The organism is Paeniglutamicibacter sp. Y32M11 (assembly GCF_019285735.1).
Classification (GTDB): Bacteria; Actinomycetota; Actinomycetes; order Actinomycetales; family Micrococcaceae; genus Paeniglutamicibacter.
The window spans coordinates 2964247-2987562 of sequence record NZ_CP079107.1; the positions used below are offsets into that span (position 1 = coordinate 2964247).

General features: G+C 59.4%; 23 protein-coding genes and 1 tRNA gene. 7 read left to right on the forward strand and 17 right to left on the reverse strand.

Going from position 1 to position 23316, the window contains the following annotated elements:
- Nucleotides 1-21: 21 nt before the first annotated feature.
- From KUF55_RS13115 to KUF55_RS13140, 6 genes are all read right to left on the reverse strand, one after another.
- Complete coding sequence (locus tag KUF55_RS13115; RefSeq protein WP_218816878.1) at nucleotides 22-627, reverse strand: GNAT family N-acetyltransferase; 606 nt, start codon at nucleotides 625-627, stop codon at nucleotides 22-24.
- Between the two features lie 43 nt (nucleotides 628-670).
- Entirely contained in the window at nucleotides 671-1366 is a 696-nt protein-coding gene (locus KUF55_RS13120) for a tyrosine-protein phosphatase (RefSeq protein WP_218816879.1), read from the reverse strand.
- An 18-nt stretch (nucleotides 1367-1384) separates the two neighbouring features.
- Entirely contained in the window at nucleotides 1385-1741 is a 357-nt protein-coding gene (locus KUF55_RS13125) for an antibiotic biosynthesis monooxygenase (RefSeq protein WP_218816880.1), read from the reverse strand.
- Between the two features lie 170 nt (nucleotides 1742-1911).
- The gene (locus KUF55_RS13130) at nucleotides 1912-2787 is read right to left on the reverse strand and encodes a 3-hydroxyacyl-CoA dehydrogenase family protein (RefSeq protein ID WP_218818790.1); all 876 of its coding nucleotides are present in this window, start codon (nucleotides 2785-2787) and stop codon (nucleotides 1912-1914) included.
- Nucleotides 2787-3572, reverse strand: coding sequence for an enoyl-CoA hydratase/isomerase family protein (locus KUF55_RS13135; protein WP_218816881.1), 786 nt, complete (start codon nucleotides 3570-3572; stop codon nucleotides 2787-2789). The genes KUF55_RS13130 and KUF55_RS13135 overlap by 1 nt, the downstream gene beginning before the upstream one ends.
- A 2-nt stretch (nucleotides 3573-3574) precedes the next feature.
- Nucleotides 3575-4798, reverse strand: coding sequence for an acetyl-CoA C-acyltransferase (locus KUF55_RS13140; protein WP_218816882.1), 1224 nt, complete (start codon nucleotides 4796-4798; stop codon nucleotides 3575-3577).
- A gap of 352 nt (nucleotides 4799-5150) precedes the next feature.
- Between KUF55_RS13140 and KUF55_RS13145 the strand changes: the two genes are divergently transcribed.
- Entirely contained in the window at nucleotides 5151-6569 is a 1419-nt protein-coding gene (locus KUF55_RS13145) for an MFS transporter (protein ID WP_132358955.1), read from the forward strand.
- Nucleotides 6570-6740: 171 nt separating this feature from the next.
- Here the strand turns inward: KUF55_RS13145 and KUF55_RS13150 are convergent, their stop codons facing one another.
- Nucleotides 6741-8192: an amino acid permease gene (locus KUF55_RS13150; RefSeq protein ID WP_370630915.1), complete on the reverse strand. Its 1452-nt coding sequence runs from the start codon at nucleotides 8190-8192 to the stop codon at nucleotides 6741-6743.
- A gap of 460 nt (nucleotides 8193-8652) precedes the next feature.
- On the opposite strand from KUF55_RS13150, the gene KUF55_RS13155 reads away from it, so the two are divergent.
- The 3 genes from KUF55_RS13155 (at nucleotide 8653) to KUF55_RS13165 (ending at nucleotide 11774) form a co-directional block, all read left to right on the forward strand.
- A complete protein-coding gene (locus KUF55_RS13155) occupies nucleotides 8653-9618 on the forward strand; it encodes a 1,4-dihydroxy-2-naphthoyl-CoA synthase (RefSeq protein WP_218816883.1) in 966 nt (321 codons plus the stop codon).
- Nucleotides 9619-9679: 61 nt separating this feature from the next.
- Nucleotides 9680-10807 (forward strand): AMP-binding protein, encoded by a 1128-nt coding sequence (locus KUF55_RS13160; RefSeq protein WP_218816884.1) that lies wholly within the window; start codon nucleotides 9680-9682, stop codon nucleotides 10805-10807.
- Between the two features lie 79 nt (nucleotides 10808-10886).
- Nucleotides 10887-11774 carry a 1,4-dihydroxy-2-naphthoate polyprenyltransferase gene (locus tag KUF55_RS13165; RefSeq protein WP_132361095.1) on the forward strand — a complete coding sequence of 296 codons (888 nt, stop codon included), beginning with the start codon at nucleotides 10887-10889 and terminating at the stop codon, nucleotides 11772-11774.
- 397 nt (nucleotides 11775-12171) lie between these two features.
- On the opposite strand, the gene KUF55_RS13170 is transcribed toward KUF55_RS13165, so the two are convergent.
- Nucleotides 12172-12441: a DUF4229 domain-containing protein gene (locus KUF55_RS13170; protein ID WP_132358958.1), complete on the reverse strand. Its 270-nt coding sequence runs from the start codon at nucleotides 12439-12441 to the stop codon at nucleotides 12172-12174.
- A 52-nt stretch (nucleotides 12442-12493) separates the two neighbouring features.
- On the opposite strand from KUF55_RS13170, the gene KUF55_RS13175 reads away from it, so the two are divergent.
- A complete protein-coding gene (locus KUF55_RS13175; RefSeq protein WP_218816885.1) occupies nucleotides 12494-12910 on the forward strand; it encodes a PLD nuclease N-terminal domain-containing protein in 417 nt (138 codons plus the stop codon).
- Nucleotides 12911-12986: 76 nt separating this feature from the next.
- Here KUF55_RS13175 and KUF55_RS13180 read toward each other — a convergent pair whose 3' ends face one another.
- From KUF55_RS13180 to KUF55_RS13210, 7 genes are all read right to left on the reverse strand, one after another.
- On the reverse strand, nucleotides 12987-14153 hold the full coding sequence (locus KUF55_RS13180; protein WP_132358961.1) for an RtcB family protein: 1167 nt from the start codon (nucleotides 14151-14153) through the stop codon (nucleotides 12987-12989).
- 585 nt (nucleotides 14154-14738) lie between these two features.
- Nucleotides 14739-14812: transfer RNA gene (locus KUF55_RS13185), tRNA-Met, on the reverse strand.
- Between the two features lie 707 nt (nucleotides 14813-15519).
- The gene (gene ccsB, locus KUF55_RS13190) at nucleotides 15520-16548 is read right to left on the reverse strand and encodes a c-type cytochrome biogenesis protein CcsB (protein ID WP_132358963.1); all 1029 of its coding nucleotides are present in this window, start codon (nucleotides 16546-16548) and stop codon (nucleotides 15520-15522) included.
- An 8-nt stretch (nucleotides 16549-16556) separates the two neighbouring features.
- Nucleotides 16557-18161 (reverse strand): cytochrome c biogenesis protein ResB, encoded by a 1605-nt coding sequence (locus KUF55_RS13195; protein ID WP_218816886.1) that lies wholly within the window; start codon nucleotides 18159-18161, stop codon nucleotides 16557-16559.
- Nucleotides 18162-18175: 14 nt separating this feature from the next.
- On the reverse strand, nucleotides 18176-18940 hold the full coding sequence (locus tag KUF55_RS13200; RefSeq protein ID WP_132361097.1) for a cytochrome c biogenesis CcdA family protein: 765 nt from the start codon (nucleotides 18938-18940) through the stop codon (nucleotides 18176-18178).
- Nucleotides 18941-18966: 26 nt separating this feature from the next.
- Nucleotides 18967-19593: a TlpA disulfide reductase family protein gene (locus KUF55_RS13205; protein ID WP_132358968.1), complete on the reverse strand. Its 627-nt coding sequence runs from the start codon at nucleotides 19591-19593 to the stop codon at nucleotides 18967-18969.
- Nucleotides 19594-19597: 4 nt separating this feature from the next.
- Nucleotides 19598-20260 (reverse strand): histidine phosphatase family protein, encoded by a 663-nt coding sequence (locus tag KUF55_RS13210; RefSeq protein WP_132358970.1) that lies wholly within the window; start codon nucleotides 20258-20260, stop codon nucleotides 19598-19600.
- Nucleotides 20261-20529: 269 nt separating this feature from the next.
- On the opposite strand from KUF55_RS13210, the gene KUF55_RS13215 reads away from it, so the two are divergent.
- A complete protein-coding gene (locus tag KUF55_RS13215; protein WP_218816887.1) occupies nucleotides 20530-21240 on the forward strand; it encodes a hypothetical protein in 711 nt (236 codons plus the stop codon).
- A 108-nt stretch (nucleotides 21241-21348) separates the two neighbouring features.
- Here KUF55_RS13215 and KUF55_RS13220 read toward each other — a convergent pair whose 3' ends face one another.
- Entirely contained in the window at nucleotides 21349-22092 is a 744-nt protein-coding gene (locus KUF55_RS13220; RefSeq protein ID WP_218816888.1) for a redox-sensing transcriptional repressor Rex, read from the reverse strand.
- 67 nt (nucleotides 22093-22159) lie between these two features.
- On the reverse strand, nucleotides 22160-22339 hold the full coding sequence (locus KUF55_RS13225) for a glutaredoxin family protein (protein ID WP_255557031.1): 180 nt from the start codon (nucleotides 22337-22339) through the stop codon (nucleotides 22160-22162).
- Nucleotides 22340-22463: 124 nt separating this feature from the next.
- Here KUF55_RS13225 and KUF55_RS13230 point away from each other — a divergent pair, with 124 nt between their 5' ends.
- Nucleotides 22464-23276 carry an HAD family phosphatase gene (locus tag KUF55_RS13230; RefSeq protein WP_218816890.1) on the forward strand — a complete coding sequence of 271 codons (813 nt, stop codon included), beginning with the start codon at nucleotides 22464-22466 and terminating at the stop codon, nucleotides 23274-23276.
- Nucleotides 23277-23316: the final 40 nt, after the last annotated feature.

A 23316-nucleotide genomic window follows, 5' to 3' on the forward strand; every position in this document is an offset into this window, starting at 1 on the left:
AATGAACAGCTTCCGGGGATGCTACGCCGCGGATTCCAGATGCCGCTGAAGCCGGTGATGAAGACCGGAGCGGACCTGGGGCCATTCGGAGGCGATGATCGAATAAACACAGGTGTCGCGCAGCGAGCCGTCGGCCATGCGCCGATGCGCACGCAACACCCCGTCAAGTTTTGCCCCGAGCCTCTCGATAGCCGCACGGGAGGCCATGTTCATCCAGTGCGTGCGGAATTCCACCGCCGGGCAGCCCAGGACCTCGAAGGCGTGGGTGAGTAGCAAAAGCTTGGAGTCAACGTTGGTCCCGGTCCCGCGCACCGAGGCTCGGTTCCAGGTCGAACCGATCTCCACTCTGGGCAGGGTCGGGTCGATGTCCATGTACGTTGTCATGCCCAGCACCATGGAATCCGCATTGCGCCGGGCCACAAATGGCAGCATCGATCCGGCCTCTTGCAACGCCAATCTGCGATCGATCTCCTCGCGCATCAGCTGCGGCGTGGGCACCGCCGTGTACCAGAGTTTGTAGACCTCCCCGTCGCGCACCGCCTCGCTCAGTTCATCATGGTGCTCGTGTCGCAGCGGTTCCAGTGTCACCAGGGGTCCGCGCAACACCAACGGTTCAATCTTTGTCATGGCCCTAGCCTATGACGCGTCCGGGGCACGCATCCGCTCTGGCTCACACCAGCTTTTGTTTGATGGCTTCCAATTCCTCAGGGTGTAGCCCGTTCGCCAGCAGGAAAGACTCCACACCAAGGGAGTCGAGAAAGGCTCCGAGTGCTTCCAGTCGCTCGTTCAACGGAGCGATGAGGTCATGCTCCTCGATGTAAGACTCATGCGGGTGCTTGACCGGGCTGATCTTGTGCCACTCGTTGATCCCGCGCAGTGATGCAGCATATTGGGATTCGAGCAGATCCGTCCGATCCGCCAGTTTGAGCAGCATGGAGACAATTAATCCCGTGCGGTCACGCCCGGCCGAGCAATGCAGCACGATCTTTCCTCTGGCCGCAGCGATCTGGTGGAACACCTCGGTTATGCGTTCGGGGAAAATCTCGAGGTTCACCGGATACATCCGCGGATGGTTCATATAGGGCACGGCCAGCCGCTCGAAGACCGGATGTCCGGGTTCCTCGGTGGGGGCATTAATGATGAGGATTCCGGCGGTGGCCGCCGCATCAATCTGCGGATCGGTGGGACGCCGACGTACCTCCTCGGGGTTCCTCAGATCAATGACCGTTTCTACGCCGTCGGCGTGGGCTTGTTGCCAGCCAAGGCTGGTGAGCCACTCGCGTCGGCCCATGCGATAGATGCTGCCCAGCACGTGGCGTGCGTTGACTGCGCCCTCCCACTGTGGCTCGTCCCCGGATTGAGTCATGACGCTGCTCCGTCGTTTCTAGGCTTGTGTGCCGTCAAAGGTTTCGAGGCGGGTGTGGTGCTCCGGACCGGTGGCGGGTCGCGGGGCTGAAGCCTCGGCCGATGCCGCAGGGCTCGAAGCTGCCTGCGTGGTGTTGGCGGGGCGGCCGTGTGAGGTGCGGAAAGCTTCGGAATCTCGCCAGGTAATAAAATCTGACTCCGCAACAAATTCCATGGTCACCTTGTATGCGGCCGCGGGATCTACCGGCTTATCGAGTGTCGCGCGTGATAGGCCCTGAACCTTGGGGAGGTTATGACGCATGTTGGAAATGAAACGCTCTTCAAAAGCTGCCGCGCGTTCTGCGGGAACCTCAATGCGGTTGGTGACGACGTACATGGTGCTTGCCTTCCACTCTGGTCGTCCCTGTGCCCGGACGACTCTGCCACCACGCTACCGAATACTTGGGCGCCGACCCATTTTCGCCCCGATGCATCACTCCGGATGAAGCAGGGGTGCCGCGTTGCGCCGAGTCACAACGCGGCACCCCTCCGTCTGGCAAACACGTGCTAACTCGCGGACTCGGACCAGTCGTAGAAGCCCCGCCCGGTCTTGCGGCCCAAATGCCCCTGCTCCACCAGGTCGCGCAGAATCTGCGGCGGGGCAAAGCGGTCACCGAGAGTCTGGTGCAGGTATTCGGCGATGCCCAGGCGCACATCCAGCCCAACAATGTCGGTGGTCTTGAGCGGACCGGTCGGGTGCTTGTAGCCCAGCACCATGGCATTGTCGATGTCTTGTGCGCTGGCCACACCCTCCTCGACCATGCGCATGGCTTCCAAGGCAATGGCCACGCCCAAGCGTGAGCTGGCAAACCCCGGTGCGTCGTTAACTACCACCGCGGTCTTGCCCAGCCCGGCAACCCAGCCGCGGGCCTTGGTGATGACTTCCTCGGCACTCTGCTTGGCAATGACCACTTCGATCAGGGTTGAGGCCGGGACCGGGTTAAAGAAGTGCAGGCCTAAGAAATTTTCCGGGCGCTGCAGTTCGGCGGCCAACCCGCTCATCGACAGTGAGGAGGTGTTGGAGGCTAGGATCGCGTCGGTCCTGAGGTTCTCCTCGACATTCTTCAGCGAGGAGACCTTCAGGTCCCAGATCTCGGGAACGGCCTCGACGACGAGCCCGCGGTCGGCAAAGGCCGCGTAGTCCACCGAAACATCGAACCGCGACAGCATCTCGCCTAGGTTCCCGTCGGCCGATCCTCGCTCGATCGACTTGGCTGCCGCGGACTCCACACGTTCCCGGGCGCCCTGGGCGGAAGCCTCATCGCGCTCAACGACCACGACGTCGCAGCCATTAACTAGGAAGGCGTGGGCAATGCCGGCGCCCATCCGGCCGCCGCCGAGCACGCCGACCTTGGCGGGCAGCGAGTTGGGAAGTGTTTCCATCATTTTTTCTTCCTATCCAAGAAGGCTTGCATGCGGTCGAATTTTGCCTGGGATTCAAAGAGCATTCCTTGGGCCAGGGTGTCGATGACGGGGTGCGCCTCTCGCGGGGCATGGAAAACCGACTTGGTGATGCGTACCGCCAACGGGTCCTGCTTGCCGATGCGGTCGGCCAGAGCCGAGGCCGCTGCCAGCAATTCGGCACCGGGAACCAATTCGGTGATGAGTCCAGCTCTCAGGCATTCCTCGCCCGTGAGCACCTTGCCCGCGAGCAGGATCTCCTTGGCTAGCGGCTCGCCCACCAGTTCCTTCAGGCGCCAGGTGGCTCCCGCTGCGGCCATGATGCCGAGTCCGGTTTCCGGATTGCCCATGCGCAATTCGGGGGTGCCGATCCGGAAGTCCGCGGCGTAGGCCAGCTCGGCTCCGCCACCCAGGGCGAATCCGTCGAGAGCTGCGATGACGGGCATCGGCAGCTTGGCGAGCCGATCGAAGATGCCCGAGTTAATGCCGGCCAGCGCGTCGTCGCGGCGGCGCATCCGCAGCTGGGCAATGTCGGCGCCGGAGGCGAAGATGCCCTTGGTGCCGGTTTCCGCGTCGGCCGGGGTGCCCGAGAGCACCATGACCTTCGGGGTGCGCTCCAGATAGGTGCACACCGCGTGCAGCTCATCGACCATCGACTGGTCGATGGCGTTCTTGACCTCGGGGCGGTCAAGCTGCACCAGCAGCCTGTCCGCGGACTCGGTGACCTTCAGCGTCTTCAAGCCCGTGGTGTCCAACTGCTCAGCCACGCCTAAACTCCCTCGATGAGCAGGGCCGAGCCCTGGCCCACGCCGACGCACATGGTGGCCAGGCCCAGCTTCGACCCGCCCTCCTTGGCTTCGCGTTCCAGGCGGCCCAGCAGGGTGATCACGATGCGGGAGCCGGAGGAACCCAGCGGGTGCCCGAGCGCGATGGCGCCGCCGTCGTTGTTCACGATCTCCGGGTTGATGCCCAGTTCGCGCATGGAGGCCAGCGACTGCGAGGCGAAGGCCTCGTTGAGTTCGACCGCGGCCAGGTCCTCGATCTTGTAGCCGGAGCGTTCCATGACCTTGCGTGTGGCCGGAACCGGGCCGACGCCCATGATCTCGGGGGCCACGCCGGCAGAGGCGCCGTCGATGATGCGGGCACGCGCCACCAGTCCGTACTTCTTGATGGCCGCCGCGGAGGCGACGATGACCGCTGAGGCGCCGTCGTTGAGGGTTGAGGCGTTGCCTGCGGTGACCACGGTGCCGCCCTTGACCACGGGGCGCAATGCGGAGAGCACCTCGAAGGTGGTGCCGGGGCGCGGGCCCTCGTCGGTGTCAACGACGCTCTCACCCTTGCGGGTCTTGACGATGACCGGGACGATTTCGTCCTTGAAGTGCCCGGCCGCGATGGCGGCCAGTGCCCGTTCGTGGGAGCGCACGGCGAAGGCGTCGCAGTCTTCGCGGCTGGTGTTGAAAACTTGGGCGACCTCTTCGGCGGTTTCCGGCATTGAGAAGGTGGTCTTGCCCTCGCGGGAGAGTTCACCGGAGAGGAACTCGGGGTTGGGGAAACGCCAACCGATCGAGGTGTCGTAGCTGGCTCCGGGCTTGGCGAAGGCCTTGTCCGGCTTTTCCATGACCCAGGGTGCGCGGCTCATGGACTCGACCCCGCCAGCGACGACGATGTCGGCGGCACCGGCCTTGATCATGTGACTGGCCATGGTGATGGCGCTCATCCCAGAGGCGCAGAGGCGGTTCACGGTGATGCCCGGGACGGTGTCCTCGAACCCGGCCAGCAGCCAGGCCATGCGGGCCACGTTGCGGTTTTCCTCACCGGCACCGTTGGCGTTGCCGAAGATGACCTCGTCCACGTCAGCCGGGTTGATGCCGGCGCGTTCCACCGCCGCACGAATGGCCAGCGCGGCCAGATCGTCGGGGCGCACGCTGGATAGTGCTCCGCCGTAACGTCCCACCGGGGTGCGGGCTCCGCCCACCAAGTAAGCCTCGGTCATCAAAACTCCTTTTATCTTGGGGTCATACGCGGGACTTCGCAGCGGATACTTCCCACTCAAATATCCCGCTCTGGCTCCCGGTGTTGGCTCCGAAAAGCTGTTTCTGAGTACGCCAGAAACAATTACCGACCATTCGTTCACTAATACAATCCCACCCCGCGACCTTCGGGGTCAACCTCCCGGGACACAATCCTCTTCGCGTTGACTCGCAATGCCTACGGGCGTATCGTCGTCCACTTGACCGACTCCGGGGGCACCCGCGCCCGGATCGTGGACCGTTACTGTCCAAGTCAGTCCCCCAAGATTTGGGCAGGAATCCGGTCGACGGAAAGCTGAAAGCAACGGAGCAGTCATGCAACCGGATAACAGCCAACCCAAAACAAAACCAAAAATCGCATCGTCAACTACCGATCCCGTGGATTTTGACCACGCCATCGGTCCCGATACCTCCACCCCGGATGGGCGGCGGGAAATTCGCCGGGCCACCGCGGCCTCGGCCATGGGAAACATGACCGAATGGTTCGATTACGGCGTTTACGCCGTGGCCGTCACCTATATCTCCTTCCACTTCTTCCCCACCGAGGGCGGAACCCTGATGGCGTTGGGTACCTTCGCCCTCTCGTTCCTGGTCCGCCCCATCGGCGGCCTAGTCTGGGGCCCGCTGGGCGACAAACTCGGACGCAAACACGTACTAGCACTCACCATCGTGATGATGTCACTCTCCACATTCCTCATTGGCGTGCTGCCAACCTTTGAGCAGGTGGGCATACTTGCTCCGGTGCTATTGGTCTTGCTGCGGATGGTTCAGGGCTTCTCCACGGGCGGCGAATACGGCGGAGCAGCAACCTTCATGGCCGAGTACGCCCCCGATAAAAAACGTGGATTCTTGGGCTCATTCCTAGAATTCGGCACGCTGGGCGGCTTCGCACTGGGCACTGCCGTCATGCTGCTGTTGCAGGTGGGTCTGGGCGATGAAGCAATGATGGCTTGGGGTTGGCGCGTGCCGTTTATGCTCGCCCTGCCCATGGGGCTCATCGGCTGGTACTTGCGCAACAAGCTTGAAGACACCCCCGTTTTCCAGGAACTCGAGGAACGCGGCGAGGTTCAACAGCACAGTTCCTTGGCCAGTCTGATCCGCGGTTACTGGCGTCCCATGCTAGTCATGAGCGGACTAGTGATCGCACTAAACGTCGTGAACTACACGCTACTGAGCTATATGCCCACCTATCTTGAGGGGCAATTGGAATTGGATCCACAGGCTTCGCTGATGGTGATCCTCATCGGCGAGGTAGCCATGATGGCGGTCATCCCCTTCGCCGGTTCCCTCTCCGACAAGGTGGGACGAAAGCCCTTGTGGATCGGATCCCTGGTCGGGCTGTTTGTCTTGGCGCTGCCGCTGTTCTGGTTGATGGGCAGAAGTTTCCCGCTGGCCATCCTCGGCTTTGCCATCTTGGGCCTGCTGTACATCCCGCAATTGGCCACCATCACCGCGACCTTCCCGGCTATGTTCCCCTCCCACGTGCGATTTGCCGGTTTCGCGGTCACCTACAACGTGGCCACCGCCATCTTCGGCGGCACTGCGGCGATAGTGAACGAGGGCGTCATCGATGCCAGCGGGTTCTTGCTATTCCCCGCGGTCTACATGATGGCGGCCTGCCTCATTGGCTTGCTGGCCACCCGGTACATGCCGGAAACCGCTGGCGCTTCGTTGCGTGGAACCGCGGTGCCAGATGCTCATGACACGGGCATTCTGGCCGATGCCGACGCTTAGCGCACCCGGAGACAACACCGAGCATCAATTGTGCGGATCTTCCCCGACAGGGAACCTTCCCACGTCAAAAATCGACGGGCGGGAGGCCCGGTAGCGGAGCAATCCGCTACCGGGCCTCCCGCCCGTCATTTTATGCCTCGTAAAAGGAAAGGAAAGGAGAGGTTCCGCCGGTTAGGAGTAGAGCTCACTCTTGGCGGTATTGTGCTTGGCCTTCTGCCAGCCAAACCACAGCCCAATGGCAATCAGCGGAATGCAGGCGATGGTGTAGAGCCCGAGGTGAAAGACCTCGCCGTCGGGACCGGTCAGCGTGTCGAAACCGATCAGCACGGTGATGACGAGCAGCGCGATCAGGCCCGCCCAGCTGGTGTACGGTGACCCGGGCATGGGCAGCGAAGAAACCTTGCCGCGCTTTTTGCGCAACATCAGCTGGCAGGCGAAGATCGAGGCCCAGGTGAACAGCACTCCGATCGAGGCGGTGTTCAGCGCCAGGTCAAAGGCGTAGGTTCCGCCCAGCCAGACGTTGAGGATGATGCCCACGAAGTACACGCCGGAGATCGCCAGGATGCCCGCGTAGGGAACGTAGCGCTTGTTCATTTTGGTCAGCCACCTCGGTGCGTGGCCGTTGTTGGCCATGGCGCGGAAGATGCGGCCGATGGAGTACAGGCCCGAGTTGCAGGAACTGAGGGCGGCGGTGATGACCACAAAGTTCATCACGCCACCGATCCAGCCCCAGCCGAGCTGGTCAAAGACTGTGACAAACGGGCTTTCCCCGGCCTTGTATTGGTTCCACGGCACAATCATGGCCAGCAGGGTCACCGAACCGACGTAGAAAACGACGATACGAACCACCACGGCCCGGATGGCGGCCGGCACTTCCTTGGCCGGATCTTCCATTTCCCCGGCGGTGATGCCGACCAGTTCAATGGCGTTGTAGGCAAAGATGACGGCGTTGAGGACCAGGATGGTGATCATGAACCCGCGGGGGAACATGCCACCCTCACCGGCAAAGAGGTTGGACACCGAAGCATGTCCGTCACCGACCTGGGCGTTGGTCACCACCAAGTAAATGCCGATGCACAGGAAGAGCACAATCGCCGCCACCTTGAGGAACGATGCCCAGAACTCGAACTCGGCAAACGCCTTGGCGCTGAATAGGTTCACCGCAACCAGCAGACCCAGGGCGCACAGCGCCGCGGCTTCGACGGGAACTCCGGGGAAGAAGTAGGTGAAGTACAACCCGATGGCGATGAGTTCGGCAATGCCAGTCATGGCCCAGTTCAGGACATACATCCACCCGGAGAGGAAAGCGCCCTTGGCGCCGAAGAGCTCACCGGCGTAGGACACAAAGGATCCCGAAGACTGGCGGTACATGATGAGCTCGCCCAGCGCACGCATCAGGAAGTAGGCGATGACCCCGGCAATGGCGTACGAGAAAATCAGGGCGGGGCCGGTGGTGGCCAAACGACCACCAGCTCCCATGAACAGACCAACACCAATCGCGCCGCCCATGGCAATCATCTGGACGTGACGTCGAGTCAGGGTTTTTTTATATCCCTCCGCCGTGACTCCTGCTTGTGGGGTCGAGGGGTGGTGCTGGTATTGGTTCACTTGGCGTGATTCCAACGCGTGACTCCTTTATCACTGAAAACTCCCGCTTGGATAAAGGCAAGAGGCGCCCACTAGGTCAGACTGAGGGTGGTCGGTCACACGACTAGGGACGCAATCGGCAAACTTACACCATGCGCGGTCGCGTAATATACAACCATGTGTTACGAGCCACACCACTGGCTCCTCAAGTTCAGGCGCAATAATCGCACAACGCATCAGGTGAAGGGCCACTTTTCGTCTTAAGGCTGGCAGAGTAACGTTCGACGAATAGTGTTCAAATCGTCCCCTCGAGCCTCCACCTCGGGCCCCGTCGTGACTGCAGAATCGAGGTGCCGGTACCTCGGCGCCGGCCTCCACCTCGAGACCCGCAGACAACAAACACCGCATCGAGCTCGAACCGCCACCTTGCCGAGCAGTCAACAGTGCTCTTACTCATTTCGCCCGAGCCACCGGTGAGGCACTAGCATTCATCATTGTGAGCATCGTTGAATCAAACACCCAGCTGCCAGCCAAAGTCTCCGATATTTTTGACCCCACGCGTTGGCGTGTGGTCGAAGGTTTTGACCTTGAAGACATGACCTACCACCGTCAGGTGGAACGCGATGCCGACGGGAAGATCATTCGCGATCTGCCCACCGTCCGCATCGCGTTTGATCGCCCCGAGATCCGCAATGCGTTCCGCCCCGGCACGGTTGATGAGCTCTACCGCATCATGGACCACGCCCGGATGAGCTCGGACGTGGCCACGGTGCTCCTCACCGGAAACGGCCCCTCCCCCAAGGACGGCGGGCATTCCTTCTGCTCCGGCGGGGACCAGCGCATCCGTGGCCGCGACGGCTACCGCTATGCCGAGGGCGAGACGGCAGACTCCATTGACCCCGCCCGCGCCGGACGCCTCCACATTCTTGAGGTTCAGCGCCTGATGCGCACCATGCCCAAGGTCGTCATCGCAGTGGTTAACGGTTGGGCAGCCGGCGGCGGACACTCGCTGCACGTGGTCTCGGACCTGTCCATCGCCTCCCGCGAGCACGGCAAGTTCAAGCAGACGGATGCGACGGTTGGGTCCTTCGACGCCGGATACGGCTCCGCCCTGCTGGCCCGCCAAATTGGGCAGAAGGCAGCCCGGGAAATTTTCTTCCTGGCCCGCGAGTACTCCGCCGAGGACATGGTGGCCATGGGAGCGGTCAACGAGGCCGTGGATCACGCACGCTTGGAAGAGGTTGCCCTGGAATATGCGGCCGACATCGCACGTCAGTCCCCGCAGGCCATCCGCATGCTGAAATTTGCCTTCAACTTGGCCGACGACGGTCTGGCAGGCCAGCAGGTCTTTGCCGGTGAAGCCACACGCCTGGCCTACATGACCGATGAAGCGGTCGAGGGCCGCGATGCGTTCTTGGAAAAGCGCGATCCGGACTGGTCCGGGCACCCGTACTACTTCTAAGCGGTACTCCCCCTGCTCGGCTAACCAGTCCCCACCTGTACAAAGGCAGCTCAACTCCTCCATGAATCCAGAACTCGCACTCCAGGCCCTCACCGCATCGCTTAACGGCGAGGGTGCCGCCGTGGAAATCCTTCCCGGGAAAACCGGCAATCAGTACCTGATTGAAGAGGTACCGAGTGCGGAACTGGTGGATTATCGGGAGATCGCCGCGGTGGTTCGCACCTCGGGCTCCACCGGCACGCCCAAGCGCACCGCGCTGTCCGTCGAGGCCCTCGCCTCATCATCGATGGCCACCGCGGAGCACCTGGGTTTCGAGGGTCAATGGCTGCTGGCCCTACCACTGCATTTTGTCGCAGGCCTTGCCGTACTCACGCGCAGTCTCTACGCCGGGACTCGCCCCTGGGCGATGGATCTGGAGCAGAGCTTCGCCGCGCAGGGGTTTAACGACGCCGCTTCCGCGTTGACCGATCGCCGGCGACTGGTATCCATGGTCCCCACCCAGCTGCAGCGTCTGCTCACGGATCCCGACGCACAAACGATCTCCACGCTGCAGCGCTTTGACGCAATCCTCCTTGGCGGGGCCCGGGCCCCTCGTGCGGTGCTTCAAGAGGCCGCCAAGCACTCCCTGAAGCTGCACCTTACCTATGGCTCCAGCGAGACCGCGGGAGGGTGTGTTTACGACGCTAAAGCGCTGCCCGGAGTACAGGTCAAGGTCATCGACGGGCGGATCATGCTGGGCGGTCCCACCATTGCCGCTGGCTACCTCGGAAACCCCAAGCTCACGCAACAGCATTTCAGCACCGATGCCGCAGGCACACGGTGGTACGCCACCGACGATCTGGGAAGCTACACCGACGGGGTGCTCTCGGTCAGTGGCCGCGCGGATGACGTGATCATCACCGGCGGCGTCAAGGTTTCGGCCGCGGCGGTCCAACGCATTATCGAATCCGTGCCAGGCGTGACCGCCGTTCAGGTTGTCGCTGTGCCCGATGCTCAATGGGGCCAGCAGATCGGCGCGGCCTATGCTGGCACCGCCAGCCCCGAATCCCTGGCCGACGCGGTGCGTGAAACCCTGGGTGCCGCAGCGGTTCCCCGTCGCGTGCAAAGGCTCAACGAGTTGCCGCTGCTACCCAATGGCAAAATTGACCGAATGTCACTCTCCGCACTGCTGGCGGCCGGCGCCGGCTAAATCGCTAATTTCTCCCCCACTGGTGGGAAGGGGGAGAATGAATGCTGCACGTTTTTTGTAAGTAGCGAGAGGACAAATGGTGGCTACGATTGCCCAATGGGTTGCTGGCGCACGCTTGCGAACCCTTCCCATTGTGATTGCCCCGGTGGTTATTGGTACGGCCGCGGCAGTGGACGTCACCGGCAAGCTCGCCTGGTTCGAAGCGCTCTTGGCGCTGATTGTTGGTCTGCTGTTGCAGATCGGGGTTAACTACTCCAACGACTACTCGGACGGAATCAGGGGCACCGACGATGTCCGCGTTGGACCCTTGCGGCTGACGGGATCGGGACTGGCCAAACCAACATCCGTGCGTAATGCCGCCTTCGGCTGCTTCGGTATTGCGGGAATAGTCGGCGCTTTCCTGGTCGTATACACCGCTTCATGGCCATTGCTGTTGGTCGGCCTTGCGGCAATTTTTGCCGCTTGGGGCTACACCGGCGGCAAGAACCCCTACGGCTACCGCGGGCTGGGCGAAGTTTTCGTTTTCATCTTCTTTGGTCTCGTGGCCACCCTAGGAACCACGTTTACGCAGATTCACGAGCTCACGCTGGGATCCTATGTGGGGGCCGTGGGCACCGGTCTCATCGGCACCGCGCTACTGATGGCCAACAACATCCGCGATATTCCTACCGATAAGGAAGTCGGCAAGATGACCTTAGCCGTGCGGCTGGGCGACCCAGCAGCACGCATTAGCTACGTCATGATGCTGGCCATCGCCATCATGTTGCCGTTGGTCATGGTTACCACCCACCCCTGGATGTGGATCATCCTGCTCACCATGTTGGTGAGCATCCTCCCGTGCTGGACGGTGCTGCGCAATCACGAACGAGGTGCCCTGATCCCGGTATTGAAGCAGACCGGCATTATCAACATGGTTTACGCCGCGCTCTTCACCGTGGCCATCCTCATGGACATTGTCCTCAAGTAGTTCGCACAAAAATGGCTGGCCCAGGGGCACGGTCATGAAGATCCTGGGGCTCGGTCGTTGCTGACCGGGCCCTTTGTGTTGGCATGAGCCGGGGGCGGGACTCGAGGAATTGGCCGGCAACGGAGATTCGACGCGACGGAACAGACATTCAAGCGGCTGGGCTGGCGTCAGTCGCGCGCCTCTCTCCCATTGAGACTGTCGCGAGGGCACCTCGGGCCCGATGAATGACGACAGAGACGGCCCACATCATGAACGTGGAGCCGTGACGACTGGTCCCGGCAACGCCGCTATGGCGCAGCGGTATGACTCGAACACGTCGCCGATTTGTAGTGCCCGCTTTTGTAGCGGCTCCCGCGGTACATCAACCAGCGATCTGGCTCACGGGGAGGTGCTAAAACTACTTATTGCCGTCGAGGAAACGGTCTTCGGCTTCTTCGTCGTCCAAATCGTGTTTGGACTTCTTGGGGCCGCGGGAGGCAAACATCTGTTGCACATCCGCACTGGCAGCCAAGCGCATTTTATTGAGGAAGAGATAGCTCAACGCAAAGGCAAACACGAGGCCAACGAGGCCGGCCGTGAAAACGGGCCAGCGCAGAAAGTAGACCAAGGGTAGGAATACAACGAAGAAGATGACCAAACGAATTAGGGAGAATTTTAGGAACTGCACCACCCCAGTCTAGACGCAGCTGATACACAGATAAATTCACTAGACTATAGCTATGGTCCGGAACTTTATCTTTTTGGCATTGGTTGCACTCGCAGTAACCATCTATGCCTTGATCGAATGCGTGCGAGCGCGTCCGAACGACGTCCGTTCGCTGCCCAAGATGGCCTGGGTGGCGGTCATCATTCTGCTGCCCCTGCTGGGTGCGGGGTTGTGGTTCTGGTTGGGTCGGCCACCGGCCTCCGCTTACGGCAACCCAAAAAAAGAAACGCGTACCGCAACCGGCGCTCCGGACGATGATCCGGAGTTCCTTCGAAACCTCGAAGTGCAGCGACGCCAGAAGGCGCGCGAGGAGGAATTGCGCCGCAAGGAAGCCGAACTTCAGGCACGTGAACGCAAGGCCGAGGAGAGCGGGGACCAGAGCGACGAAGGCGGCAACCCCACCGAGGACACCCCTCGGCACACTCCATAGTTTCAGCCATTTAGACCAAGCACAGCCAAGGGGCTGGGTGGGCCAGCTTAGTTCTGACCCACCCCGCCCCTTGGGCTTAATCGCCCTTGACGTTAATGATCTGGCGTAGCTTATGCCGCACGTGCACGAGATCGGCAGCATCCTCCATGACCTGGTCAATCGGCTTGTAAGCTCCGGGAATCTCGTCAAGGAAGGCGTCGGTATCCCGGTACTCGATGCCTGTCATAGCAACACGCAGCTGGTCAATGGTAAACGCCTTGCGGGCGGCCGTACGGGAGTATTCTCGTCCCGCCCCGTGCGGCGACGAGCACAGTGCCACAGGGTTCCCCTTGCCAACAACAACGTAAGAAGCGGTGCCCATTGAGCCCGGAATCAGGCCTGGGTCCCCTTCGCGGGCACGGATGGCGCCCTTACGGGACAGCCATACCGACTTTCCAAAGTGCGTTTCGCGCTCGGTAAAGTTGTGGTGGCAGTTGATGCGTTCAATTTCCTGTACCTCTGCTCCCACCCATTCGGTAAACTGCCGAATCACCCGATCCATCATTTCCTCTCGGTTCAGCAAGGCAAAGTGCTGAGCCCAGCGCAGTTCGCGGATATAAGAATCGAATTCCTCCGTCCCTTCCACCAGGTACGCAAGGTCGGGATCGGGCAAATCGATCCAGTACTTCTTGGCGACCTGCTGGGCGACCTTGATGTGCTTGGTAGCAATCCGGTTTCCAACGCCACGCGAGCCCGAGTGCAAAAAGAGCCACACGTTATTGTCCTCATCCAGCGACACCTCGATGAAGTGGTTCCCCGAGCCCAGGGTGCCAAGCTGAAGTTCCCAATTCTTGGCGTAGTCCCCCGGATCAAATCCCGCAGTTTCGGCCAGCGCCTTCAGCGCGGCAATGCGCGGTTCAGCCGTGGCTACGACCTTGCGGTTGTACTTACCCGCGGACAGCGGAATGGCTCGTTCGATCTCCTCACGAAGGCTCTTACGGTCCTTCGGAAGCTGCTCTTCGGTGAACTGAGTCTTTACCGCGATCATGCCGCAACCGATGTCGACACCCACGGCGGCGGGGATAATGGCACCAAGTGTCGGGATGACCGACCCGACGGTGGCACCCTTACCCAGATGCGCATCGGGCATGAGGGCAAGGTGGGGGAAGATAAACGGCATCTTCGCGGTGGTGATGGCCTGCTCACGGGTCTTTTCATCCAGGATGGACGCCCAATTCTTGAGCCGGCTGTTGATGGTCTCCACGATTTCTCTTTCTGGTGAGGTCTTTTGCCATGGCGATTCCGCGGCAAAGGGATAGATTCGGGGAGACAATCGGATCCAAAAAAGAAACCCCGAACCATGGTGTGGTTGCGGGGTTTGATATCTGCTGGCGTGCAGAATTCTAAAACATGGGCAACCGTAGGCCTGGTTCTTGCTGGTACTGGCGCTCAAACGCGCGCAGGGAGCAAGTATCAAGTTGAGTCGATTGCAATTTCAACATGTTACTTTCCCTTCAGTTCAGGCCGGTTCCCGTGGATCGGGATGATTAATCGTCAGCGCTAAGATCAGGCCAACAATTGTTGAGCATAACAGCACAAATTGAAATGATGCAAGGAATCGAGCAATTATCAGCATTAATGCGGTTCATTGACCCTCGAAGAGACGAGGAGATCTCCGGATGACTTTGGGATCTTTCGCCAATTAATTGTTAGATATTTAGCCCCGGCGCATTGCCTCGAATCTGCGGGCTGGCATGCTTGCTCTGGCTCCAGCCTCGACGGGCGGCGATTCACTGCTTAAACCAAATGATCCACTCTCCTGAATCAGGAGAGTGGATCATTTTCTTTGTGGCGGGGACAGGATTTGAACCTGTGACCTCCGGGTTATGAGCCCGGCGAGCTACCGAACTGCTCCACCCCGCGTCGGTAGATACAACAATAACAGTGGATTGCCCAGTCACCTAATCGAGGGGTCAATTCGTCGAAATCCCCCATGGAATCAGCTTTTTTAGACGATCGAGTGACCTCCAGGGCAACGTTTCGCACCCTTATCGGATAAAACGTAGAATTTTCAGCAGTGAGCCTCGTCACGATCCACCGTTGATTTCTGACCCTCCGGGAGCGGCGGCCGGTCGCCAGCCGCAGACCCGCTGTCTAAACCGTTGCCACCGAGTGCCGCTTGGTCCCCAGGACGCAATCCGCTGGCTTCCATAGTGCACCCACGATTCACCATCTTCGGTGCCCAGCGAATCGGGAAGTTCTTGTGGCAGAGACCTTTCCGTGCCGTCGCCACAACGCTCCAAGCGCTCGAGAAGAGACAAAAGCCGTTGGTCGTGGATGGGGCGGATAACAATCCGCGCCACTGAGATTACTCACCGATGAAGACTTCCGTTAAAAAGTACGTCGCTTCATGAACGATCAAGTTGACGACTAGATAGGTGCCCTCGGGCGCTTCTCTGCGCTAGGTCGCGTCATTTCGAACAATTGTCATTTCGCTTCGTAGCTACCAGCGACGCGTTCACGACCTTTGGCCACAGGGTAGCAGCCGCCATCTGGACGGGGCTTAACGCACCGGTGGCTCCGTACCCGCCGCAGGGAGGGTACGGAGCCACCGGTGTGAAACGCGCGGCTTAGAGGCCCGCGTACGAGTGAAGTCCGTTGAAGTAGATGTTCACCACGGTGAAGTTGAAGATGATGCAGAGGTAGCCGATGATGCTCAGCCAGGCCGAGCGAGCGCCCGTCCAGCCACCTGTTGCGCGGGCATGCAGGTAACCTGCGTAGACGACCCAGATCACGAAGCTCCAGACTTCCTTGGTGTCCCAGCCCCAGTAGCGGCCCCATGCGGCTTCTGCCCAAATGGCACCCGCCATCACGGTGAAGGTCCACATCACGAAGGCCACCGCATTGATCCGGTACGCGAAGTTCTCCAGCGCAGCAGCTCCAGGAACAAGCTTCATGAACGGGAACTTGTCCGGCTTACCGGCCGCCAGTGCATCAATTCGAGCATGTTGCAACAGCTGAAGAACGTTCATGGCAAAGGTGATGGTGAACAAGGAAGAGGCCAGCACGGCGATGGAAACGTGAATAATCAGCCAGTAACTCTGCAGGGCCGGTACCAAGTGCGCGACAGGCGTCGGGAAGCCCATGGTTGCTCCGCAAAGCATCACCGTCACCAGACCGATGACGAAGGTACCCATGAAACGCAGGTCCTTTTTCAGCAATACGAGTGAGAAGACCAAAGCCACCAGGAAGGAACCGGTCGAGAGGAATTCATACATATTTCCCCACGGCACACGGTGTGCAGCGATTCCTCGGGAGATCACGGCAAAGGCCTGCATGATGACGCCGAGCCAAGTCAAAGCGACGGCAACCTTAGCCGCACCGCGCTTCTTTGAAGCAACCGTATAAGTCATTGCGTCATTCACCAACGCATTTGACGTGCTGTCCGCAGCCGGAGTCTGAACCGACCCGGCAGCAACGAGAAGCTTCTTTTCGGAAGCTACCGTCGCAGCGTCAATTTCTTGGATGAGCTTGCTGGACTTCGCTAAATCCCAGGCGAAGGCAATAAAAGCCGAGGCATAGACCATCGCTGCGAGCAACATGAACAGGTCACTGTATTGCCCTAAGACCACATCAATGGTGGGTGTGTTGATATCCATAAGTTCTCCTAAACTCCGGCTCGCTCAACGGCGGGCCACTGCTGCTCAAGGAGCTTACGCAATTCCTTGGCTTCGGAATCAAGCCGGTGGTCTTCACCACGGGCAAGCAGTCCGTATTCGATTATGCGCTCTTCACGGCCAGAATCGTCAACCGTCGTCTTGACCTTCACCCAGACACGACGACGCGGGGTGAACAGCGAGATGGTTAGACCCAAGAGCGCCAAGGCCGCAAAGATTGCCACCGGCTTCTTGCTCGGGTCATAGGCGACGTCAACACCGATGAAGCGTTTGAGCCCGTCGAAGGAGATGCTCCCCTTACCGTCGGGCAAATCATAGGTCTGGCCGGCGCTCAGCACGATGCCGCCCGCGTCCAGGTTCCTGCTGTTGAGCTCCTTGAGCTGATCGGTTTCAAGGACGTAGACGTTCTGCGGATTTCCATTGTCCAAGCCCAGATCGCCGTAGAAAGAGTTCAGCTGCAGTTGTGGGTTGATGGCGTTCGGATCACCGGAAATGGCAAAGCCTGTTTCGTCCGTCATGGCGGTCGGCAACAGGAATCCCTGGAAAGCCAGCTGGTCTGGTGTCGCATCGGGGACCTTGATGACCATCAACGAGGTGTACATGCCATCCTGCGGCACCGAAATAACAGGACCGCTAAAGGCGATATCTCCCTTGCCGTCTCGAACCGTGACCACCGGGGCATAGCCGTTGCCCACGAGGTACACATCGGCGCCATCAATGCGCAGCGGATGGTTAACCCGAAGGAGCTCTTTTACCGGTTCAGCGTCAGGTCCTCGCCGGGTTTCTACCTCGGCAGTGAAATCGATGGGCTGACCGAAGTGTGTGGTCGATTCACGATCGAAGGTGATGTTGAATTTATCCAGTTTGACCGAATATGGGTCAAGGGAATCGTCTTTGAATAAGTTCCCCGGTGTGAAGCTGTCATAGGAAACTAACGAGTTCACGAAGGTTTCCCCTTCGACCAGCGCACGCTGACCGCTGTATCCAAAAGCGCCACCGATGCCGACCGAAGCCAACAGGCCCACGAGCGAAATATGGAACAGCAAGTTACCAATTTCTCGGGTATACCCACGTTCGGCACCCACCGAAGGGTTGGAACCCTCAATCCGGGCCTCCGACCGGTAACCGCGCTTTTTCAGGAGCTTGGTGACCTGCTGGACGATATTTACGTCACTCAGACCCGACTTTTCAGCCGACTGGATCTCGATGGTTCCGTACTCAGGCAGTCGGTTTAACCGGGACGGTGTTCGTGGCGGTGGCGTGCGCAGGGCCTTCGCATGCTTCTTGACACGCGGCAGGATGCAGCCGATCAACGAGATGAACAGCAATAGGTAGATTGCCGAGAACCACACCGAGGAATAGACGTCGAAGAGCTGGAAGCGATCAAGCCATTCGCCCAGCGTCGGCTTGTTCGCCAGATAGGTGGTGACATCTTCTGGATTGATCGACCGCTGGGGGAACAGGGACCCGGGCACGGCCGCCACGGCCAAGAGCAACAGCAGGAAAAGTGCCGTTCGCATGCTGGTCAGCTGAGTCCACGCCCAGCGGATCATCCCTAAGAAATCGAGTGCTGGAACGGCAACATCTTTTTTCATGTCTTGCTTTTTCATTAAATGGGCAACTTCACTTCGTTAGCGAACCAGTCTTGCAATTGCGAAACCCACACTCCCCATAGGCCGGTGGCCATGAGAATTCCGAGAAGAATCAGCATGCCCCCGCCGAAGCGCATAATCGCGAGCTGGTGACGGCGGAAAAATTTCATGGCTCCCATGCCACGGCGAAGAGCCATGGCGATGAACAGGAATGGCAGCCCAAGACCCATGCAGTAGAAGAACGTCAATAAAGCGCCCTTCGCCGGGTTCGGGTCAACACCCGTGCTCATGGCCAGAACGGCAGCCAACGTAGGACCGATGCATGGCGCCCATCCCAACCCGAAGGTGACTCCCAAGACCGGGGCTCCCCAGAGGCCGGCCGGTGGCTTCCTGTGAATCTTCGCATCGCGTTGCATGAACGAAAAACCGCCCAAGAAGACCACACCCATGAGGATCACGACCACTCCAAGAATCTGGGTGATCCAGGAACCCTTGAACTGCATCCAAGCGGCGACCTGTGAAAAGACCACACCCGCCATGACAAACACGGCAGTAAAGCCAAGAATAAACAGCCCAATTCCTGCCACCATGCGCCCACGCTTTTGATCGGCAAGATCGGCACCGGACAAACCCGTCACATAACCCAGGTATCCAGGCACGAGGGGCAACACACAAGGGGAAAGAAAGGAGACTAAACCGGCAAGAATGGCGACGGGAACGGCAAGAACCAGCGAGCCATCCTGAATGATCTCGGCGAACTGGTTTCCTTGGGCAGGAAGCATCATAGCGTTGACCAGCGCGGAGCTGATCACAATGACTCGGTCAGTGCCGTATTGATCAGAGCCTTCAGCGTCGTTTTATCCGCCGCGCCAAGCACTCGAGCCGAGACTCTGCCCTGTTTGTCCAGAACAAGAGTGGTCGGCACGGCCTTAAGCGGAACGTACTTGGTCATCGCCAGCTGGATGGTGCCCTCGGTGTCCTGCACCGAGGGGTACTTAATGCCGAAGTTTCGTTCAAAGGCTTCCGCAGCGTCTTTCTCATCTCGGACATTGATGCCGATGAACTGTGCTTTGTCGCCGAATTCCTTATTCAGCTCCACCATGTGTGGGGCCTCGATGCGGCACGGAGCGCAGGCTGCATACCAAAAGTTTAAGATGGTGGCTTGGCCAGCCCAATCAGCGGAATCAATCGCAGATCCGTCATAGGCAACTGCCTTAATTTCAACCGGTGCGGTGCGGGATTCCGGAGCGTATTCCTCGACGGATCCATCGCCGGCAATGTAGTTCTTGTTATTGCCTTCACGAGCCTGCTTGGCCAGCGGGTCTTCTTCGCCGACGCATGCAGCCAATGGGATGATCGCGGCGCCGAGCACGACAGCACGCAACAGTGTTCGTCGTCCCAAGCGCGCGGCTTGGGACGAGGTGGGATCGGTCATGATCTCAAGCTCCAGGGATGTTCGCAGCGTTGACCAAAAGATCCACGCTAGGTTCTGCATAACGGACTGCGACCAGACTTTCACCTTCAAAGTCCAGACTAGTCACGGAGGTGAGAGTGCATTCGCGTTTCCGCGGATCATGCCATAGGGCATTGCCCTCGGCAGAGCGGCGTGTCACCCAAATGGGCAGCTGATGGCTGACCAGGATGGCTTGCGCGCCCGGGCCACCAAGTTCTACCGCACGATCGCGGTGTTCAACTATGGCGGTCATCATTCGTTCCACCTGGTCCCGGTAGGGCTCCCCCCAGGATGGTCGGAATGGATTGACGACGTAGGACCAGTACTTTGGTTCCTTGAGTCGACGCTTAATTTGAGAAAGACCCTGGAAGCGATTCGCTGCCTCGATAATTCGATCATCCGTAACGATATCGAGGCCCAAGGCATCCGACGTGGGCTTGGCTGTTTCCTGCGCACGAACCAGCGGAGAAGACACCAGATGGGTGATGTTTGCTCCGGCGTTCCGTTGCGCCGTGAAATACTCGGCCGCCCTGTCGGCCATTTGGTGGCCAAGATCGGAAAGATGAAATTCAGGTAGACGACCGTAAAGCACCCTGTCCGGGTTATACACTTCGCCGTGACGCAGCAGGTGAACGGTGGCAGTCGACATGGCTTAAGTGTCTCAAAACTTTGTTCCGTAACCTAAACAGGCCCATCGCGGCCTTCGCCGCGCGCGGAGGTCCACCTTGCGGGTGGCAACACGGACCTCATCGCCTCCGTACTATCGGAATGTGGCCATATTGGGCGAATTATTGCGGGTCTTGGCCTCGGAGTGATTTCACTTCCCCCAAGAAAACCATCCTTTTGGAGGGGGCCTAAACCAATCTCTAACCGATATCGTGAGTAGTAAGTCATAGTTTCCAACACGAGGAGCATCTCATGTCCACCCCAGAGAACAATCCCCAGAACCCACAGACTCCGTCCGGAGAGCCCACCCCACCGCAGTACGGGCAACGCGCACCGCTTGATCCCAACGCTGCTGGGCAGACACCACAGTTTGGTGCTCAACAGCCGAATCCGTACGGCCAGAATCCAAACCCGTACGGCCAACCGGAGCAGTCCAATAGCCCCTACGGACAGCAGCCGTATCCGGGTGGATTCCAGGTACCACCGCAGGGCAATTTCCCCGCGCCTCAGATGCCAACCCAGCGTCCCAAGGAATTGGACACGTCGTTCTGGGCCATCCTGGCCGCCGGCGTCTTCTTCCTCGCCTCGATGCTTCTCACCCTGACCGACTCGGCCATCCGGGATTCGCTCACGATGGCACCCGAAATGGAAGATCTTCTCGCCCAGTCAGGCAGTAGCTTGGAACAGATGATTCCCATGGTGAGAATCTTTGTGATCGTCTTCGCGCTGATTGGTCTGGGTATCTACGTCTTGCTGGCGTTCATGGTTCGCAAGGGTAGTAACGTTGCCCGGATCTTCGCGACAGTACTTGCCGCCCTATCGCTGTTCAACCTCGCCGGTGGCTTGATCATGGTTGTCGCGGTAATCCTCGGCATCGTCGGCGTCGTGTTCGCTTGGTTGCGTCCCTCCAGCCAGTACATCGCCGCCCGGCGGGCTGCACGGGCAGCTGGCTTCCGCGGCTAAGCGTCCCTAATAAGCAAGTGGTCCGTGACCTCGCCAAACTTGGCGAGGTCACGGACCACTTTTCGTTTGACCCGGCACCTTGAACATGCCGATCCATGGCTATAGGCGCTAAGCTTCTAGATTTTGGGCGTGGTAAGCCAAGATTTGTAGCTCCGTGGCCAAGTCGACTCTGCGCAAATTCACCCCGGCTGGGACGTTGAGTACCACTGGGGCAAAGCTCAAGATGCTTCGCACCCCGCAGTCCACCAGTTTGTCGCACAAATCTTGGGCAGAAATGCCCGGAACAGATAAGACGGCCATATTGGCCTTAGACAGTTGAACGATATTTTCTAGGTCGGCAATATCTTGGACCTCCATGTCACCCACGGTGGTACCAATAACCTCCGGTGCCGCATCCAAAAGCGCGACGATTTCGAATCCTCTACTACGGAATCCGCCGTATCCGGACAACGCACGCCCCAAGTTACCTGCACCAATGATGGCTACACGCCACTGCTGCAACAAACCGAGCGCCTTGGAAATATGCTCGGTCAGTTCGACCACCACATATCCCACGCCCCGGGTCCCATACGAGCCCAGTAAAGAAAGATCCTTGCGCAAGATCGCGGGATTAACTCCGGCCGCCGTTGCCAGTACCCCGGAAGATGTCCGTAGTTCGCCGCTGGCCTTCAATTTGATGAGGGCTCGTAGATACTGTGTCAGGCGCGCCAACGTCGCCTCGGGCAGGATCCGTGTAAGCGAACCAACGGCTGGCTGAGCTGACTCCTGGTCCAGCGCCTGACCGTGCGCGGCCGATAGTTCCGTGACACCCGCAGGGACTCCATTGTCTTCGGTGTGGTCCTCGGTGGACATTGTGTTCTAACTCAATTCATTGGATAACAACAACTTTTACCAACCACCCTCATCGGTGGCACCACGGTTAGCTGGACAGCAAGGACTCCAAGCGTTGTGGATCGATCACCCAAAAATCCCGGACCCGTCCGTCAACTAAGAGCACGGGAACTTCTTCGGAGTGTTTGGATAAGAGATCCGCGTCCTGGTCAATGTCAACACTTTTCCAGCTATACCCCAGTCTGCTGGTGACCTCATTAAGGGTCATTTTAGCCGCTTCGCACAAATGGCATCCCGAACGAACCAACAGAACTATTTCTCGGGGTCTCTTCACGCTGCTCATGAACCAACGCTACCGCTATGGTCAAAAAAGTTTGCAATAGACTGGGCGGATGCCCTCCACCCTTCCTTCCCCATCCGAGCTCGGGCATGAACCCGCCCCGCCAGTCGCAGGTGCGGCCTTTTTCGACGTAGATAACACCATGATGCGCGGGGCATCGCTTTTTGCGGTGGCCCGAAAACTCTATCAACGCCGCGCCTTTACGCTGCGAGAGGTCCTCTGGTTCGCCATCCACCAATTGCGGTTTTTAACCCGAGGAGAAAATCTCGGAGACATTCAGGCCATCCGTGATCGTGCGCTTTTAATGGCAGCAGGATTCTCCGTTGAGGACATGGTTGCGCTGGGAGACGAGATTTATGACGAGTTCATTGAGTCAAAGATCTGGCCCGGAACTCGCGCCATCGCCGAACAGCACCTACACGCCGGTCGCCAAGTCTGGCTCGTAACAGCCACTCCTCTGGAGGTGGCTTCGGTCATGGCTCGGAGGCTGGGTCTCAGTGGCGCGCTAGGGACCAGCGTTGAACATGTTGATGGCGCCTACACCGGTCGGCTCGTCGGCGAGATCCTCCATGGAGCGGCGAAGGCGACAGCCGTGCGAGAGCTAGCTGAGGAACAGGGCCTGGATCTTGACCACTGCTGGGGGTATAGCGACTCGCACAACGACATACCGTTGTTAGAGGCGGTGGGACACCCGGTAGCCATTAATGCCGATCGCAGGCTGCGTCGTTACGCCATGGACCGAAGCTGGCCTACCTATGATTTCCGGACCGGACGCAAAGCTGCGGCCTTTGGCCTGAAGGCGGCAGGAGTCTCCGGTGCTCTTTGGGGACTATGGCGAAGCATTAGCGCCATTCGCGGGCGCTGAATTTCAATTATCGAATAAATGAAAAAGGTGTGTTTCCCCC